The sequence below is a fragment of the Pseudomonas sp. LB3P31 genome (assembly GCF_054897945.1).
Genome location: NZ_CM142710.1, coordinates 5,512,380 through 5,527,650 on the forward strand (window position 1 = coordinate 5,512,380; position 15,271 = coordinate 5,527,650).

General features: G+C 56.5%; 10 protein-coding genes. 1 reads left to right on the forward strand and 9 read right to left on the reverse strand.

Annotation, left to right across the window (positions count from 1 at the left end; translation table 11 throughout):
* Positions 1-55 precede the first annotated feature (55 nt).
* The 7 genes from ACYZTK_RS25085 to ACYZTK_RS25115 all read right to left on the reverse strand — a co-directional run bounded on the left by ACYZTK_RS25085 (position 56) and on the right by ACYZTK_RS25115 (position 12,817).
* Positions 56-2,320, reverse strand: coding sequence for a hypothetical protein (locus tag ACYZTK_RS25085; RefSeq protein ID WP_462012280.1), 2,265 nt, complete (start codon positions 2,318-2,320; stop codon positions 56-58).
* 53 nt (positions 2,321-2,373) lie between these two features.
* Complete coding sequence (locus tag ACYZTK_RS25090) at positions 2,374-4,200, reverse strand: hypothetical protein (protein ID WP_462012281.1); 1,827 nt, start codon at positions 4,198-4,200, stop codon at positions 2,374-2,376.
* Positions 4,201-4,289: 89 nt separating this feature from the next.
* Positions 4,290-6,107, reverse strand: a complete 1,818-nt coding sequence (locus tag ACYZTK_RS25095; RefSeq protein ID WP_462012282.1) for a hypothetical protein — start codon at positions 6,105-6,107, stop codon at positions 4,290-4,292.
* Between the two features lie 163 nt (positions 6,108-6,270).
* Positions 6,271-9,846 (reverse strand): calcium-binding protein, encoded by a 3,576-nt coding sequence (locus ACYZTK_RS25100; RefSeq protein WP_462012283.1) that lies wholly within the window; start codon positions 9,844-9,846, stop codon positions 6,271-6,273.
* 160 nt (positions 9,847-10,006) lie between these two features.
* Complete coding sequence (locus tag ACYZTK_RS25105) at positions 10,007-10,636, reverse strand: LysE family translocator (RefSeq protein WP_462012284.1); 630 nt, start codon at positions 10,634-10,636, stop codon at positions 10,007-10,009.
* A gap of 72 nt (positions 10,637-10,708) precedes the next feature.
* Positions 10,709-12,058 carry an NCS2 family permease gene (locus ACYZTK_RS25110; protein WP_462012285.1) on the reverse strand — a complete coding sequence of 450 codons (1,350 nt, stop codon included), beginning with the start codon at positions 12,056-12,058 and terminating at the stop codon, positions 10,709-10,711.
* Positions 12,059-12,373: 315 nt separating this feature from the next.
* The gene (locus ACYZTK_RS25115; protein WP_462012286.1) at positions 12,374-12,817 is read right to left on the reverse strand and encodes a MarR family winged helix-turn-helix transcriptional regulator; all 444 of its coding nucleotides are present in this window, start codon (positions 12,815-12,817) and stop codon (positions 12,374-12,376) included.
* Positions 12,818-12,897: 80 nt separating this feature from the next.
* On the opposite strand from ACYZTK_RS25115, the gene ACYZTK_RS25120 reads away from it, so the two are divergent.
* Complete coding sequence (locus tag ACYZTK_RS25120) at positions 12,898-14,067, forward strand: aminotransferase-like domain-containing protein (RefSeq protein WP_462012287.1); 1,170 nt, start codon at positions 12,898-12,900, stop codon at positions 14,065-14,067.
* A 158-nt stretch (positions 14,068-14,225) separates the two neighbouring features.
* Here ACYZTK_RS25120 and ACYZTK_RS25125 read toward each other — a convergent pair whose 3' ends face one another.
* Positions 14,226-14,597, reverse strand: coding sequence for a glutathione S-transferase N-terminal domain-containing protein (locus ACYZTK_RS25125; RefSeq protein WP_462012288.1), 372 nt, complete (start codon positions 14,595-14,597; stop codon positions 14,226-14,228).
* A 102-nt stretch (positions 14,598-14,699) separates the two neighbouring features.
* Positions 14,700-15,245 carry a GTP cyclohydrolase I FolE gene (folE, locus tag ACYZTK_RS25130; protein WP_045059149.1) on the reverse strand — a complete coding sequence of 182 codons (546 nt, stop codon included), beginning with the start codon at positions 15,243-15,245 and terminating at the stop codon, positions 14,700-14,702.
* Between the last annotated feature and the right edge of the window lie 26 nt (positions 15,246-15,271).

The following is a 15,271-nucleotide window of genomic DNA, read 5'->3' on the forward strand; positions in this document are numbered from 1 at the left end:
GCAACTGCGCATATAGCTTCTTTGGTCTTTCGCCCGCTCACACTGCGGGCTTTTTTTATGGTGTTGCGTCCAGAGCTGCCTGCATGGCGTGCCCGTTGAGTGCCAGCAGATAATCTCCCATGGCTTTATCGTTACCGTCCCTGGTTTTTTTGAAGGTGTAGAATCCGAGGGTGCTATATGAAGTCTCTTTATACTGAGAGTAAGAGTTGGTGATTATGACACTTGCACCTTTTTCGCTAAGTGGAACGACATGCTCGGTGATTTTTTTGAAGAAGTCCGGCTCGGCCAGATACGTATCGCTGAAGTGACCACTTAATATAATCAAGTCGCCTTTGTTGTTCGTCTCACTGTCAGTGTCGCGAAGCGTATCCAGCAAGTGCCAGCCGTCTTCATTCAAGATTTGAGTCGGCTGTTTGGCGTTGGTGTGCAGGTAGCTGACGAAGTTGATGTGGCCGTTGTTGAGTAACCCACTTTTAAATAGCTTTACTATTGGTCCTTCCGTCATCATCATGGCGATGGGAAAGTTCAGGCTATAAGCGCCATTGATCAGCTGTCTTATTTCAATTATGCCGAAGTTGCGTGAAGTGTTGTGTTGGGCGATATAAACGACTGCGGCGAGAAATGCTTTTCCGTTATCAGAGTCTGGGGGAGAGCTGACAATTATCCGGTCGCCCTGCGCTCTGACGATAACTGAAGGTCGCTCAGGAGCCGGGTGGCTGATGGCGATATGTCCGTCTTTCACTTCAACGACGACATCAACCACTTCGTTGAAATAATTTCTTACTGCGTCACGGAAATTTTTGACGTTCTCGGATTTGACATATTCCTTGCTGGCTTGGGGGCTGGCTAGTTTTAAGGATAAAGCGCGACGGTCGAGTTCAATATTGTACTGGCTGGCTAGCTCGATCAGATCGTTCTTGATATCGTTTATATAGAGATTTACCTTGTCGGGCTGGCGGATTATTTCTTTTTGAGTCCAGGCGAACAATGGATTAATATCATTTATGATGAGGTGTCCTTCGAAGCCGACAGCTCTGGCGTAATTGCTATAAAAGCCTGATCCAGCCATGGGTTCTATGATGCGTTGAATAGCAGGCTGGCCATTTTTTTTTCTGTTGATAAGGTCTCCTATCAGTCCGCCATTTATGTCCAGTACTTCGGTAGAAACCTGGCCGGGCACCCTGAAAAAGCGTAGCGCATGCAGATCAATTTTCAGGCCCCATTGTGTGAATGCTTCTACTCTCTGTTTGATGTTGGCAGCGCTGGGTTCGGCTTTCAATGTGGCAGGACCTTGTGCGAGCAGACTTATATAATCTTTGCGCTGACCCCGCCCGGCAGTAAATGGGTACAACGGGTTGAGGGAAGTCCAGGACATGCTATCCCACCTGAATTTTGCGGCGTGCCTGGAATGTCGCAACGCGAAAGGCTGAATTGCTTCTCTATTTGGCTGCCACCTGCCGTTCCATACTGTTGCCGGTTCCAGAGGCACAGGTAGTAAGTCGTCGGGTTCTTCGATACGCGGGCGCTTGCTTGGTCCCGGTCCATCTTGCTCGATTCGCCACACTGCAGTAAGTCCAACTCGTTCAAGAATGGGCCCGGTTGGGGTCAATACACTGGCGAGCGTTGCCTGGAATTTCCCGCCGTCGATGGGCACGACCATGACGGTGCGGCTGTTTTCCAGATAGACGTATCTTCGCCCGTGTATGTCTCGGCGAAATCCGTCGACGTCGGGCGCGGTTAAACGCTTGGCGGATGGAATGGGAATGAAAAGTCTATCGAGGGGTAAGGGTTGATCGGAACCTGAAACCGGTTCGCCCCTACTTAGTGAGTCAGGACGGGATATTTTCCTCCTCCAGAGTGGTTTGTCTTCTATCTGCTCCAGCACCATGCGATGTTGTGTCGCAGTCGAAATTTCATATTGTCCGTTGGAGTTAATCTGTATTGCTACATCCCCAATGTGCTCAAGTCGCGCAAAAAGCGTGCCTGTGGTGCTGCGCAAGATACCGGGTTTGCCGGCAAAGGTCAGTTCCCCGTCCATGGCTGGATCGAAGAGACGAGTATCTTCAGGGAGTTCTGGGGTCGAACGCGCAACCACCGGGTGATCCGTAACAACGACTACCGGGTCTACTGGCGAATTGTTGTCAGGCGTCCCTTTCGAAGCAGTTGTGCCGGGAGTTCTATCTGTGCCTGGCAAATTAACGTCAGGGAGGTTGACAGTACCCTGGCCACCTGGCGGTTGAATACCTTCCGATCCAGGCCTTGGAATTGTTCCGGATGTATCAGCGGCAGGTATTTTAATCTTGATTGGAGGTTTAGCCATAATATTCCTGCTCCTGCAGATATCGTTAACGGCGAAGTGCATGGGCACCTGCGTTAGCGTTCCTTGATGATAAAAATCGCTGGTTCCCGCCCAGGCAGGTGCTGAACACCGCCGATCAGCCAGACCACATCGCCACGCACTTCTGCTCCCAGAAGTGCCTGATGGCCTTCGGCACTCATGCGCATGTGTAGCATCGGGTCGCGCAGTTCGGGCATGGTCGGCGGCCTGATTTTAATGGCGTCAGTCTCGATATAGCCCAGTTTCAGAAAATAGACTTTGGCGTGGTTGTTCCTCTTGAATACCAGCGTCGGCGGGTTGAACTTAAGGTGTTCGGCTTTACGGGGAAGGAATACCTTGTAGTTGCTTTTGCTCAGCAAGCTGGAGAGCAGCAACGAAATCCGACCCGGTGCGTCGAGCGCATCTTTGTAAAGATTCCACACGGAAGACAACTCGGGGTTGAAGTTCAGCTGCTGCAAGTGCATCAGCGAATCCGCAGAGTGCAGGGGAACTATCCGGCTGGCTTCTCCACTACCCAGGGCGGCGGGCAACATATCCAGTGGATCGCCGAAGCCCTTGACGGCGACGTCCGATGTGCCCTCCCAGTGACGCAATGTTTGCATCATGCGCGCCAGGCCGCTGCCATCGATGTCTTGTGAACCGCTGGAGAGATCGAACAGGTGCTTGGCGACGGCGCGGGAGGTGTTTTCGGTAAAGCCTGTGAATGCGTCCCCAACATGCTTTGTCAGTGGTTTTGCAAACGGGCGGATGGCACTGCTGACAACCTGCGGCATCGAACGGAAACCGATCACCGGCTGCAGGTCAGGCGTGTGCAGCAACATGCTTTCGAACGCTTCGAAGCGCGCGGGCGCAAAGTTCGGGTGCTGAAGGAATACCAACGGTAAACGGTCGGTCAACGGACCCTTGGGCACAATTGGATAATACAGCTGCCCTATCTGGATAAATTCCCCTGTCTCAGGTTTGCGGATTTTGCCCCAAGATGCCCATAAATAGGGATTTATGCTGGCTGCAACGCCCGCTCCAGGGGATGTTTGTGCCTCTTTATCCAAGCGAGGTTTTTTGCTCGGGCCGGGGCCGGGTTCTTCCGAGGGCGGCGAATCCAGCGACTTGCGTTGCCACAGCGTCATTCCCTCCATGCTCTCCAGCACCGGTCCCGAGGGTGTCGTTTCATTCGCCGAGGAGGCCTGGTAGTCACCTTGCGCGTTTCTGCGGACCAGCACGGTGCCACCGTCTATAAGGTCGACGTAGGTCCTTTTCAGCTTGTCGAAGCGAAGGCCGTTCGAGTCGGGTTTTGTCAGTTTGTGCGTGAGGTGTCGTGGAATGATCTCAAGCGCAGTCGGGGACGTAGGCAGGTCGGTGGGCGCAGTCTGGCCAGGGCGGGCGATTCGCCACTGCGGTTGCCCCGGGACTTTCATCAATATCGGCCCCGCTTGCCCCGGAGCAAACGGCAGGGGGATCTGAAATTCATTGTGGGCGTTGGTCTCGATGCGAAAGATGCCCTCTGCCCCGACATCTGCATAGAGTTGCTGCTGGCTATCCATGAACAACCCGGTGTTGTCGATCTGGAACAGTTGATCGACCTGGTCCCGGGGCCAGGAAATCATGCCAATCGCCTCTGCCGTATTGATCGCCGAGGTTGGCATATCGGTAACCACCACCGCACGATGGGGCAGGGCGCCCGCTGACTCGCCAGAAGTGTTCGAGCCATTAGAGCCGGAGGGGCGATCGGTGTCTGGCAGTGTTCGCGGAATGTTTGCTGAGCCGTCCCCTCGTTCCCTTGGATCATTTACCGAAGGCTTGAGGGTGTTCGATGGGGTGTCAGTGTTGCTCGAGGGTTTGACAGGTTTGGGTGGTCTGGCCATGTCGATTTACCTTAAATATGTCGATGGTTGATTTGATGAGGCTCAAGGCTGTCGGCCAGCGTGTGTCAACCGCTCGCCGACAGGACGGATCAACGCTCTTTCATAATGAAAATCGATTGCCACCCAGTCGGGGAGGTGTGGATACCGCCCAGCAGCCAGACCACATTGTTCCTGGCATTGGCAGCCGCCAGTTCCAGCACGGCGTCCACGCCGACATGGGCCGGTAAAGACGGGTCGGCAAGTTCTGGCACAGGGGCAGGGTTGACGGCGATGGCATTGTTCTCCGCAACCCCAAGCTTCAGGTAGTACACCTTTTCATGGCCTTTGCGCCTGAAGACCAGCTTGGGGGGGCGGTGGTGGTTCTGCAGGGGGAATATCTCGTATCCATTTCGGGCCAGAACATAGGCGACCAGCAATTTGAGGGCATGATCTGACGGTGCTGTGGCGTAGGTGTCCCATGCCGTGCGCACATTGGCGATGCTGAAGTCCAGCCTGCGCAACGACTCACCCGGTAGCGGTGGCGCCATGTCGATGACGCGGTTGTCGGAGACCACGCGCGGTGCGACGGGTAAAAGATCGATCGGGTTTTCAAAGTCCGGGTCGAAAATGCCGGCTTTCTCCTTCCAGTGGCGAAGGGTCAAAGCGGTGGTGTATAAACCGTCCCGATTCATCACCGGGGAATCGCTGGACAGTTCGTACAGTTGCCTGGCGACTGCCCGTGCGGTGATCGGCGAAAAATCCGGAAAGGCTTCCGCCACCGACTCGACCATGGGTTTGGCGAACATGCGGTGAGTGGCATCTACTCCGCCGCCTGGAATGATGGGCAAAGGCTGCATCCAGGGTCTGGAGTGCAACATTTGCTCAAAGCCATCAAAACCAGCCAGCGGGAAATCCGGATGCTGCAGATAGACGACGAATTGGCGATTTTTTGTACCGGTTGGCACGGTCCGGTAATGCAGCCCGCCGATGGGAATGGAGTCCACGGCAACAGGTTCGTCCACCTTGCCCCATGAAACCCATAAGTAAGGATTTTCACTGGCAGGGTGACTGCTGGAAAGGGAAAAAGAATCGTCACCCCGGGCGTCTGGGTTGGCCGGCTCATCATTCCCCTCCAGGCGCGGACGTTTGGCTGGAGCACCATCGGTGTCCGCGACTTTCCTTTGCCACTGCGTGGTATGCCCGACTCTTTCAAGTACCGGGCCTGATGGCTCCCATTCCTGGCCGTGGGTCACCTGATATTCGCCGTCGGTGTTTCTGACGATTTGCACCATGCCTTCATCTTTCAGCTCGACGTAACTTCTCAGGTTATGCCAGCGAATGCCGGCCTCGTTGGCGGCGGGTAGTCGCTGCGCCACCTGAGGATTGACCAGTTTCACTGGCAGCGTGTTAGTTGAGGTCGCTGTGCTGGAAGGCCCTGCGGGCATGGTCATCACGGGTTGCAGGATCTGCCATGCAGGTCTGCCTTCGACTTTCCTCAGTGTCGGCCCTGCCTCACTCGTGGCACCGCGCAAGTGGACTTGATAGTTGCCCTGGCCATCAGGCTGGGCACGAGCGATACCCGCGTTACCCATGTCGGCGTACAACTCCCCGTCTTTGCTCATGAACAGGCCGGTGTCGCCGACCCGGATCAACTGGTCAACCTGTTCACGGGGCCAGGACACCATGGCGTCCAGAGTGAAGGAGGGTTGGGTGCCCCCTGAGGGCATGTCGGTCACCACAACTGGCTGTCGAGCAGGTTGGCCTGGCAGGGCTTCGGTAGTTGAAGTGCCTGGTGTCGCGCCCCCGTCACGAGGTGGCGAGCCAGGCCGGCCAATGTTGACTCCAGTCAACGGGTCGTCAGGTGTTGGGACTCGGGCGGGACCGCTGGGGTTGGGCTTGATCCCGGGATTAATGGGGGGTTTGGCCATGATTGTTTATCCAGTCAATAACACGTTAGTTGTTTTGATTAAAATCTAGGCAGGCGCAAAATAACGGGCTTGCGTCATGCGTAGTGTTATTCAGTGTTTGATAATTTGAATGCTTGCGTGCACTGCATATTTATACGGGTGCATCAAGTTTGTTACGGTCGGTTCATTTCAAAAGACAGGTGTGCAGTTGTAATTCCAGGTCGGCCGCACTGGTTGCTGGCTCGGTGATCACTGTGGACTTTATTAGTGCATAACAATGCTCTGCCTGGTGTGCGCAGCGGTTGAGCTGGCGCAAGTCCATATGATTAATGAGGCGCGACTTATCTGTGTCCAGTATCCAGCGCCGTTCGAAAGGGTTGTAGGACAGCGATCCTGCAGTGCCATCTTTCATTGCGATATTTCGTACACTGATTGCTGTTTTATTGTTGGCAACCAGTTCATTTAGCAGAACTGCTTCAGATGAAGGCTGGGCGTTGAAATACCTGCCATCCAATTCGTCAACATAAAGAGCGTCGAATGCGAGATCCACTACGTACACAATGCCGTCTGCTGCAATGACGCGAATTGGGTCAATCAAATCGTTGGGGCTGTCATAGCGCGGCAGTTGAATAGTGGTGGAGCCGATCACCAGCTGATTGTTAGCCAGATTCACGGCAACTGCACCCAGTTGGGTGGCATCCAGTTCCCAGGTCGACGCGCAAGGTGATCTGGCACTTGCGCTGGCATAAGCACCCGGTGTGGTGATGCGCAGCGTCATGCCGGCACTGAGGTGAATCAGGTACCTGGCCCCCGCGCCTTCCAGCACTTCAATGGCCGTTTGTTCGTGAGGCGGCGTGAGATTTACGCACTTGTCACTTGCCCCCAGGGCGTAACCTTCGTTTTCCTCTGGTTGGATGAAATCATAGCGGCCGGACCTGAGAAAAATCGCTGCAGGAGTCGTTTCCTCTACGTGTCCAAACTGGTTCATCTGCGCAATGGTGCTGTCGGCCAGCGCGTGGGGGCGCAGGCGCCAGGAAACTCCGTCGTTCATGATGACAATGAACTGATGATTGAGCTCCAGAGTGGGCCGTGTGCGCTTGCCTGTCAGCAGCACATGACCGGCGTCGTGGGAGCTGGCCAGGTTGGCGATGACGACACACTTGTTGCCAAAGTTGAGATAAAGACTACAACTTTTATAGAGGGGGTTCTCTTTGTGAGCCTGAACCTGCAGACCCATCGAGTAGTGTGTCTCGACGGATGTCAGGTCAGTGCTGGCTAGATCGATGTACACAGTACCGAGGGCAGTTTCGTTTTCGGTTTTTATATTGAGCGTTGTTCGAGCCCGATGGGCGGCGACAAAATATTGTTTGTTACCCTCCGCTGTGACGTCAATGGCAGCTATATTTATAATTCTTGGTTGTTTTACTTTGCCTGGCTGGGTAATGATCGCGTCGATGTACAGCGGGAAACCATCTTTAATGGTCTCGGGGCAATCCGGTACCAAGTGGAAGCCGTCATCGGTGATAAAAGTCAGCAGTCTATTGTGCAACCGACGCTCGGCACCTTGGTTCTTGTAGATTTCCTCTATGACCAGCTTGTGCCTCAAGTGATCATCCGTTTCAAATTTCGTGGTGATCTCCAGATCGTTCGCGACGATGCGCCAGTTGTCGATCAGGCCCAGTTTCCAGCCCAATACGATAACGCTGCCTTCCAGGCCATCTTCGACAACGATGACCTTGCCGGGCTTGTGCGCAATAAAATAGCGATCCTCGCCCGCCCCGCCATCGGCGATGCCGTTACCACTGAGCATGGATATCTGGTCATCACCAGCCCCTGCCTGGAGGTGATCGTTGCCGTGGGAAACCAGAGTATTGGCATCTTCCGAACCGATTACCCGACTGCGGGTACCGGCGAGTGTCTCAACGCTCTCGATGCTTTCCAGACTAGCCAGGATGCGCCCACGTTGCTGGGTGGAAGGCATGGTTTCAAGCGTTTCATTCTCGAGGTCGATCAGGTATCCGGGGTGCTGCTGTTCGGATTGCCCAAGCTTGCCGGACAGGACAAGGGTGTCGTTTCCTTCCCCACCTTTGAGCGTGCTCCCGGGCGATCGGGCATAGTTTTGCGGCGGGGTGTTCGAGGCCGATTCGAAGATGAATACATCATCTTTTATGCCGCCCTCCAGCTGCTTGTTACCTGCGCCAAAGTAAAAACTGTTGGGCCGGTTCTTGACCCCTCGAACGTTGTCGTTACCGCCACCGATAAACCACGCGACTCCCTTGGCCAAACCTTCTGTGCCGAAGGTCGCGCCGGGGGTGTCAACGGGTACGCCATAACGGGCATCGATGTTGTCGTCGCCATCGAGGATCTGCGGTTTCTTTTCTATCCTATGGCCATCCTGCTGCGCGCCCCAATCGTAGTAACGCACCTGGGTGGGCTTAAGCTCGACATCGAATTTTCCATTGACGATCACTTCCATGCGGTCCTTCAACTTCCCCTCCAGCAATTCCCTGGCCGTGGCCTGGAGAAGCCTGGAATGCGCCGCCGTGGCTTTGGCAATCGCCAGTCGGTCCTCGATGCTCACGTCAGGGCTTATGCCCCAAAAGGTGAACCAACCGGTGCGCAGACGCTCCTGGGTGCTGAGCTCGATGTAGTCGTCGATCTCATCCACCACCCGTACTGCCGCGTAGACCTGAGAGCCGGCGACCAATAGCAGTCCAGCCGCCAGCCCCACCGGGCCGGCCATGGAAAAGCCGGCCAGCGCAGCAACACCCAATACAATGGACATCACGGCACTGGCAACGCTCATGCCGCCGCTGACGTAATGGTCCATCGCTTCTTTAGCTGTGGTATTGGCCGCGTTATTGAAGGATTTTACTGCGCTGATAATATCGAAAGGCAGTGTCACAGCGGCCGCTATCAATCCACCCCCGCGCGCCAGCCGCACTCCCATGCTGGTCCGGGCAAAGTCGCTGTAGGCTTTTTGGCCGGCGTTGATCATGTATTTCGCCTGTTTGGTAACCGCGACCTCAACGCCCAGTGAGGTGATTTCCCCTCCAATGCTCAGGCTGTTAAAGATGATTTCACCTTCATCCTTGCGCGCCACTGCGTCCTGCAGTCCGCGTAAACCGCTGTAGATGCCGAATGCCTGAAGGCCGACACCCACGCCGAGCATGCTGCTGCTTTTCACCCGGCTGATCCAGTGCGGGGTGTGCTTGGGCATGTGGTTGCGGTGGACATCGAGTTTCTGTGCAGATTTCAGCAATTTATCCAGTTTGCGTTGGTACTTTTCGGAGTCTGCCAATGAAGTTGAAACATCATTCAACAGCGGTGGAGCGGTAAGGGGGCGTCTACTCGCCATCTCGAATAGCAGGGATGGCAGTGAATAATCATCGCCTGTTGTGCAGGTGCGCATTCGCGCTTCGACCTGCAGAGGGTCAAGCTGAATGGAGTTGATGAATGAGCGTCTGGCGTGACGGAAGAACGTATTCTGGCCGTTTAAGCGTTCACCGTTGGAGGTTGCCCCAAGCGAGTCCAGGGCCCGACGGCTGATTGAATAGTTGCCAATTGCGATGGGCCCGAAAAGCTCATCGACCACTTTCAGCTGATTGCGCTGGGACCTGTTTGCCGCAGAGGCGGGCGCGCCACTGTCGCTGTCAAAGCTGATGGAGGCGGGCAGGTGTGGGCGGGTTTTAAGACGGATGTCGGTAATTTCGACGGTAGCGTATTGGTCTGGTTCGGAGGTGACATAAGCAGTTGCCATTGGATTTCCTTATCGTGACAGGTGTGCGGGAACACCACGTCATGTTAGGGAAGCTTCAAAGAGGGCAAGTATACATATCTATATCGCGTGTTTCGGGCTGTTACGCGACGGGCTGCAATTGTCGCCATCCGTGGCGACAAGCCTGTTTGCAGTCAGAAAATCAATGGCTGCTCAATAGCGAGGCAGCCCCCGCGCCGCCGAACAATCCGGCGCTGATGCGGTTGAACCAGCTCTGGCCCCTGCCGCTGCGCAGATACCTCGCGGCACCGTGCGCTCCGAGCCCGTAGGCCAGCTTGCACTGCAGGTCCAGCACGGTCCAGGTGGCAATCATCACCAGCAATTGCGGGAGGAACGGTTGCTCAGCGCTGAGGAACTGCGGCAGGAAAGCGGCAAAGAACAGGATGTCCTTCGGATTGCTCGCACCCAACACAAACGCGCGCCCGAACAAGGCGCGAAAGCGCGGCACTGGCGCCGCCTGCGGCACTTCGGCGCCTTTGGAAGGTTGACGCGATTGCTGCCAGCTTTGCCAGGCGAGGTAAAACAGGTACAGCGCACCGACGATCTTCAGCGCGCTGAACAGCTGTTCCGAGGCCAGCAGCAGCGCGCCCAGGCCCAGCGCGGAAGCACTGAGCAGGCAGATCGAGGCAATCACGCCCCCGAGGAACGCCGGGTAGGATCGACGCAAACCGTAATTCAGACTGTTGCTGATCATCAGCAGAGACAGCGGTCCCGGGATCAGGATTACCACCAGTGCAGCGCCGCTGAACAGCAGCCAGGTTTCCAGACTCATCACTTTCCTCCATTTGCGCAAAAGCCCCACCCGACGGGGTGAGGCTGGTTCGAAACGCTTTCTGCGTAACGTTTACAAGAAAACAAACTTGGCGATAAAGATCGCGCACAGCACCCACAGGCTGACGGAAATGTCCTTGAACTTGCCGGTACCGGCCTTCAGTGCGACGTAGGTGATGAAACCCAGCGCGATACCGTCAGCGACCGAAAAGGTCAGGGGCATCATGATCGCGGTGACGATCGCCGGAATGCTGTCGGTCGCCTCATCCCACTCGATATGGGCCATGCCGCCCATCATCAACATTGCCACATAGATCAGCGCGCCGGCAGTGGCGTAGGCGGGGATCATTCCGGCCAGCGGTGCAAAGAACATCGCAGCAATAAATAGCACACCTACGGTCACTGCGGTAAGACCAGTCCGACCACCAGCGGCAACGCCAGCGGCACTTTCCACATAGCTGGTAACAGGCGGAACACCGACGACGGCACCAAATACACTGGAAGCGCTGTCGGCTTTCAGGGCGCGGGAGAGGTTTTCGATCTTGCCATCGGCGTTCACCAGGCCTGCACGCTGGGCCACACCCATCAAAGTGCCCGCAGTGTCGAACATGTGCACGAAGAGGAAGGCCAGCACCACGCTGATCATGCTCACGTTGAACACGCCGGCAACATCCATCGCCATCCAGGTCGGGGCCAGGCTCGGCGGGGCCGACATGATGCCCTCATAGTGCACCAGGCCCAGGCCCCAACCGGCCAGGGTCACGGTGATGATGCTGATCAGGATCGCGCCGAACACCTTGTGATAACTGAGTATCGCAATCATCAGGAAGCAGATGGCCGCCAGCAGCGGTCCGGGTTCGCGCAGGGAACCGAGTTTGATCAGGGTGGCCGGGCTATCGACGACGATGCCGGCGGTTTTCAGGCCGATCAGCCCCAGGAACAAGCCCACGCCGGCGCCCATGGCGTAGCGCAAACTGACTGGAATGCTGTTGAGCAGCCATTCGCGGATTCGCGAGAAAGTCAGGAACATGAACAGCACGCCGGACACGAATACCGCGCCCAGCGCGGTTTCCCAGTTGTAGCCCATCGTGCCGACCACGGTGTAGGTAAAGAATGCATTGAGACCCATGCCCGGTGCCAGGCCAACTGGCCAGTTGGCGTACAGGCCCATCAGCAGGCAGCCCAGCGCGGCGGCGATGCAGGTGGCAACGAACGCGGCGCCGTGATCAATCCCGGCATCGGCCATGATGTTGGGGTTGACGAAGATGATGTAGGCCATGGTGATGAAGGTTGTCAGACCGGCAATCAGCTCGGTCTTCACCGTGGTGCCATGCAAGGTGAGTTTAAAGATGCGCTCCAGCCAGCCAGTGGGGGCAGGCGGCGAGAGATCCAGCGTCGATGCTTCGGATTTGCGGCTTTCCACAGCGAGTACTCCTCAAGAGTTTTATTGTTATTTCCAGGACCGGACCCATGAGGGCGGCAGCGGTCCTTTGAGGCACTTGCGAATTTGTTGACCGCTTGGTCAGGAACTCGCACGAAGTGGATTATGCTTTTGTGTACAAATAAAGCAAATATTGTTTTAGCGTTTGTAGACGAAAAGTTTGTAGATAGGAGTATATCGCCTGTCCGGGCCTCATCGCGAGCAGGCTCACTCCCACAGGTTCAACGCGGTCCACTGTAGGAGTGAGCCTGCTCGCGATGGGGCCAGATTGCCTAATCCATAACCCGCAGGCAAAACTCAGTCCTCCATGTGGCCCCCACCCAAAGCCAGATTCACCGCCAACCACCCATTCACCGCCGCCTCCCCAGCCTCGGCAAACACCCGCTCCAGCAACTTCACCTGCTCACGCCGCAACGACTGCTCGAACCGAGCCCCATCAGCCGTCAATTTCAGCAGCCGCTTGCGCTTGTCGGACTCGGAAGCAACGCTTCCCACCAGATGCATTTCCACTAACTGCCGCAGAGGCATGTTCAGCGCCTGCTTGGTCACGCCCAGCAGTTCCAGCAGCTCCTTGACGCTCAGGTGCGGATAGCGGGCGATGAAAAACACGATGCGCTGATGCACCCGGCTCAAGCCGCGACGCTCAAGCATTTCATCAGCCTTGGCGGTGAAGGCCTGGTAGCCAAAGAAAAACGCTTCCATGGCCTGCTGCTGGGTGCCGGGATTTTTAAGGTCAAGCATATTGACGTATCCGTTCGGAGTGGCGTAATTTCAGTCAACCAGTTTGACTCATTTTCCTCTGCCCTCGCTACCGGTGACCCATGGCTTTTTCCGAACGTGTCTCGCGCCTTAAAAGTTCTTTGATTCGAGAAATTCTCGCCGCAGCCCAGCGTCCGCAAGTGATGTCATTCGCTGGCGGCTTGCCGGCGCAGGAAATGCTGCCGCCAGTCGAATGGGCCGATATGCCGACAGCCATGGGGCAGTACGGCATGAGCGAAGGCGAGCCGGCACTGCGCGAGGCACTGGCAGCGCAGGCCCGGGCGCTGGGGGTGCCTTGCGAGGCGAGCCAGGTATTAGTGGTCAGTGGTTCGCAGCAGACGCTGGATCTGGCGGCCAAGTTATACATCGACAAAGGCACCGAGATCCTTCTCGAAGCCCCGACTTATCTGGCCGCATTGCAGATTTTTCAGCTGTTCGGCGCCGACTGCATCACCGTGCCGCTGGAGGCAGACGGTCCGGATCTGCTCCAGTTACGCTCCCGGCTGGAGCAGCACAAACCCGCGTTCATCTACCTGATCCCGACTTTCCAGAACCCTTCGGCGGTGCGCTACAGCGAGGCCAAGCGCGATGCGGTGGCCGCGTTGCTCGACGAATTCGGCGTGACGCTGATCGAGGACGAGCCATACCGCGAACTGACTTTTGATGGCGGTAGCGCCACGCCCATCGTCAGTCGCTTGCGCAAAAGCAGCTGGATCTACACCGGTACCGTGTCGAAAACTCTGTTGCCCGGCCTGCGGGTCGGCTACCTGATCGCCAGCCCGGACCTGTTTCCTCATCTGCTCAAGCTCAAGCAATCGGCGGACCTGCACACCAACCGGATAGGGCAGTGGCAAGCGTTGCAATGGATCGGCACCGAGAAGTTCGAGCAGCACTTGAGTGACTTGCGCGATTTTTACCGTGTGCGCAGGGATGCCTTCCAGTCAGCGCTGCAACAGCATTTCTGCGACCTGGCGGACTGGGAAGTGCCGCAAGGTGGACTGTTTTTCTGGTTGACGCTCAAGCAGCCACTGGACACTCGCACGTTGCTCCAGGCGGCGCTGGCGGCGGATGTCGCGTTCATGCCGGGGGAGCCATTCTTTCCACAGCCGGATGAGCATCACGGACATCTACGGCTGAACTTCAGCCACATTGATCCGGCGCGGTTGGATGAGGGACTGAGGAGGTTGGCAGCGGTGGTGCGGGAGGCCCAGGGGGCGGCTGTGGCGGCTTGAGGGCAGGGCAGAAACAAATAAACCGGCGCGAGGGCCGGTTTTTTTTGTCTGGGATTTGTGCTGGATGTGCTGGCCTCATCGCGGGCAAGCCTTGCTCCCACAGGGAGCAGGGGAGCAAGGCTTGCCCGCGATGACGTCAGGCCAGACAACGCAGTGGTTCAGGCCGCAGCAAACCGCTTATCCAGATAATCAATAATCACCTTGGACTCATACATCCACGTCGTCTGCCCATTCTCTTCAATGCGCAGGCACGGCACCTTGATCTTGCCGCCGTGCTCCAGCAACGCCTGGCGGTCCTGTTCGTTGTTCTTCGCATCACGCAACGCCACTGGCACATTCAGCCGGCGCAGGGTGCGACGGGTTTTCACGCAGAACGGACAGGCGTGGAACTGATACAGGGTCAGCCCCTTGGCGGCCGTGTTGACCTGGGCCTGAACCTCAGCCGGGCGCTGTTTTTTGCCGGGGCGAGTGATGAAGTCGATGAAGATGATCAGTTGGCCTAAGCCGACACGAAGCGCTTTTACGAACACGGTATAAGCCTCACAGGGGCAAGCGGAAGGCGCGCAGCTTACCTGAATTTTGCCGGACGAAAAAAAACCGGCGATGAATGCCGGTTTTCTTCGTGCTGCGTACTACTTGATCAGGCTGAGAAACTCGCTGCGGGTCGCTGCGTTTTCGCGGAACTCACCCAGCATCACCGAAGTGATCATCGACGAATTCTGTTTCTCCACACCGCGCATCATCATGCACATGTGCTTGGCCTCGATCACCACTGCAACGCCCAGGGCGCCCGTGACTTCCATCACCGCATCAGCGATCTGGCGGCTGAGGTTTTCCTGGATCTGCAGGCGGCGTGCGTACATATCGACGATCCGCGCGACTTTTGACAGCCCCAATACCTTGCCGCTGGGAATGTAAGCGACGTGCGCCTTGCCGATGAACGGCAAAAGGTGATGCTCGCACAAGGAGTAAAGCTCGATGTCCTTGACCAACACCATCTCGCTGTTGTCGGAGCTGAATAAGGCACCGTTGGTGACCTCTTCCAGTGTCTGTTCATAGCCGCGGCAGAGGTACTGCATGGCTTTGGCGGCACGCTTTGGCGTGTCGAGCAGGCCCTCGCGGGAAACGTCCTCGCCCAGTTGGCCGAGAATCGCGGTGTAATTCTGTTCCAGGGACATGAAACTACCTGTGGGATTTTACGCAA

Bases quoted from the DNA above. Each gene is read 5' to 3' on its own strand.
- ACYZTK_RS25085 (WP_462012280.1), bottom strand. From the start codon at position 2,320: ATGGCTAAACCTCCAATCAAGATTAAAATACCTGCCGCTGATACATCC.
- ACYZTK_RS25090 (WP_462012281.1), bottom strand. From the start codon at position 4,200: ATGGCCAGACCACCCAAACCTGTCAAACCCTCGAGCAACACTGACACC.
- ACYZTK_RS25095 (WP_462012282.1), bottom strand. From the start codon at position 6,107: ATGGCCAAACCCCCCATTAATCCCGGGATCAAGCCCAACCCCAGCGGT.
- ACYZTK_RS25100 (WP_462012283.1), bottom strand. From the start codon at position 9,846: ATGGCAACTGCTTATGTCACCTCCGAACCAGACCAATACGCTACCGTC.
- ACYZTK_RS25105 (WP_462012284.1), bottom strand. From the start codon at position 10,636: ATGAGTCTGGAAACCTGGCTGCTGTTCAGCGGCGCTGCACTGGTGGTA.
- ACYZTK_RS25115 (WP_462012286.1), bottom strand. From the start codon at position 12,817: ATGCTTGACCTTAAAAATCCCGGCACCCAGCAGCAGGCCATGGAAGCG.
- ACYZTK_RS25120 (WP_462012287.1), top strand. From the start codon at position 12,898: ATGGCTTTTTCCGAACGTGTCTCGCGCCTTAAAAGTTCTTTGATTCGA.
- folE (WP_045059149.1), bottom strand. From the start codon at position 15,245: ATGTCCCTGGAACAGAATTACACCGCGATTCTCGGCCAACTGGGCGAG.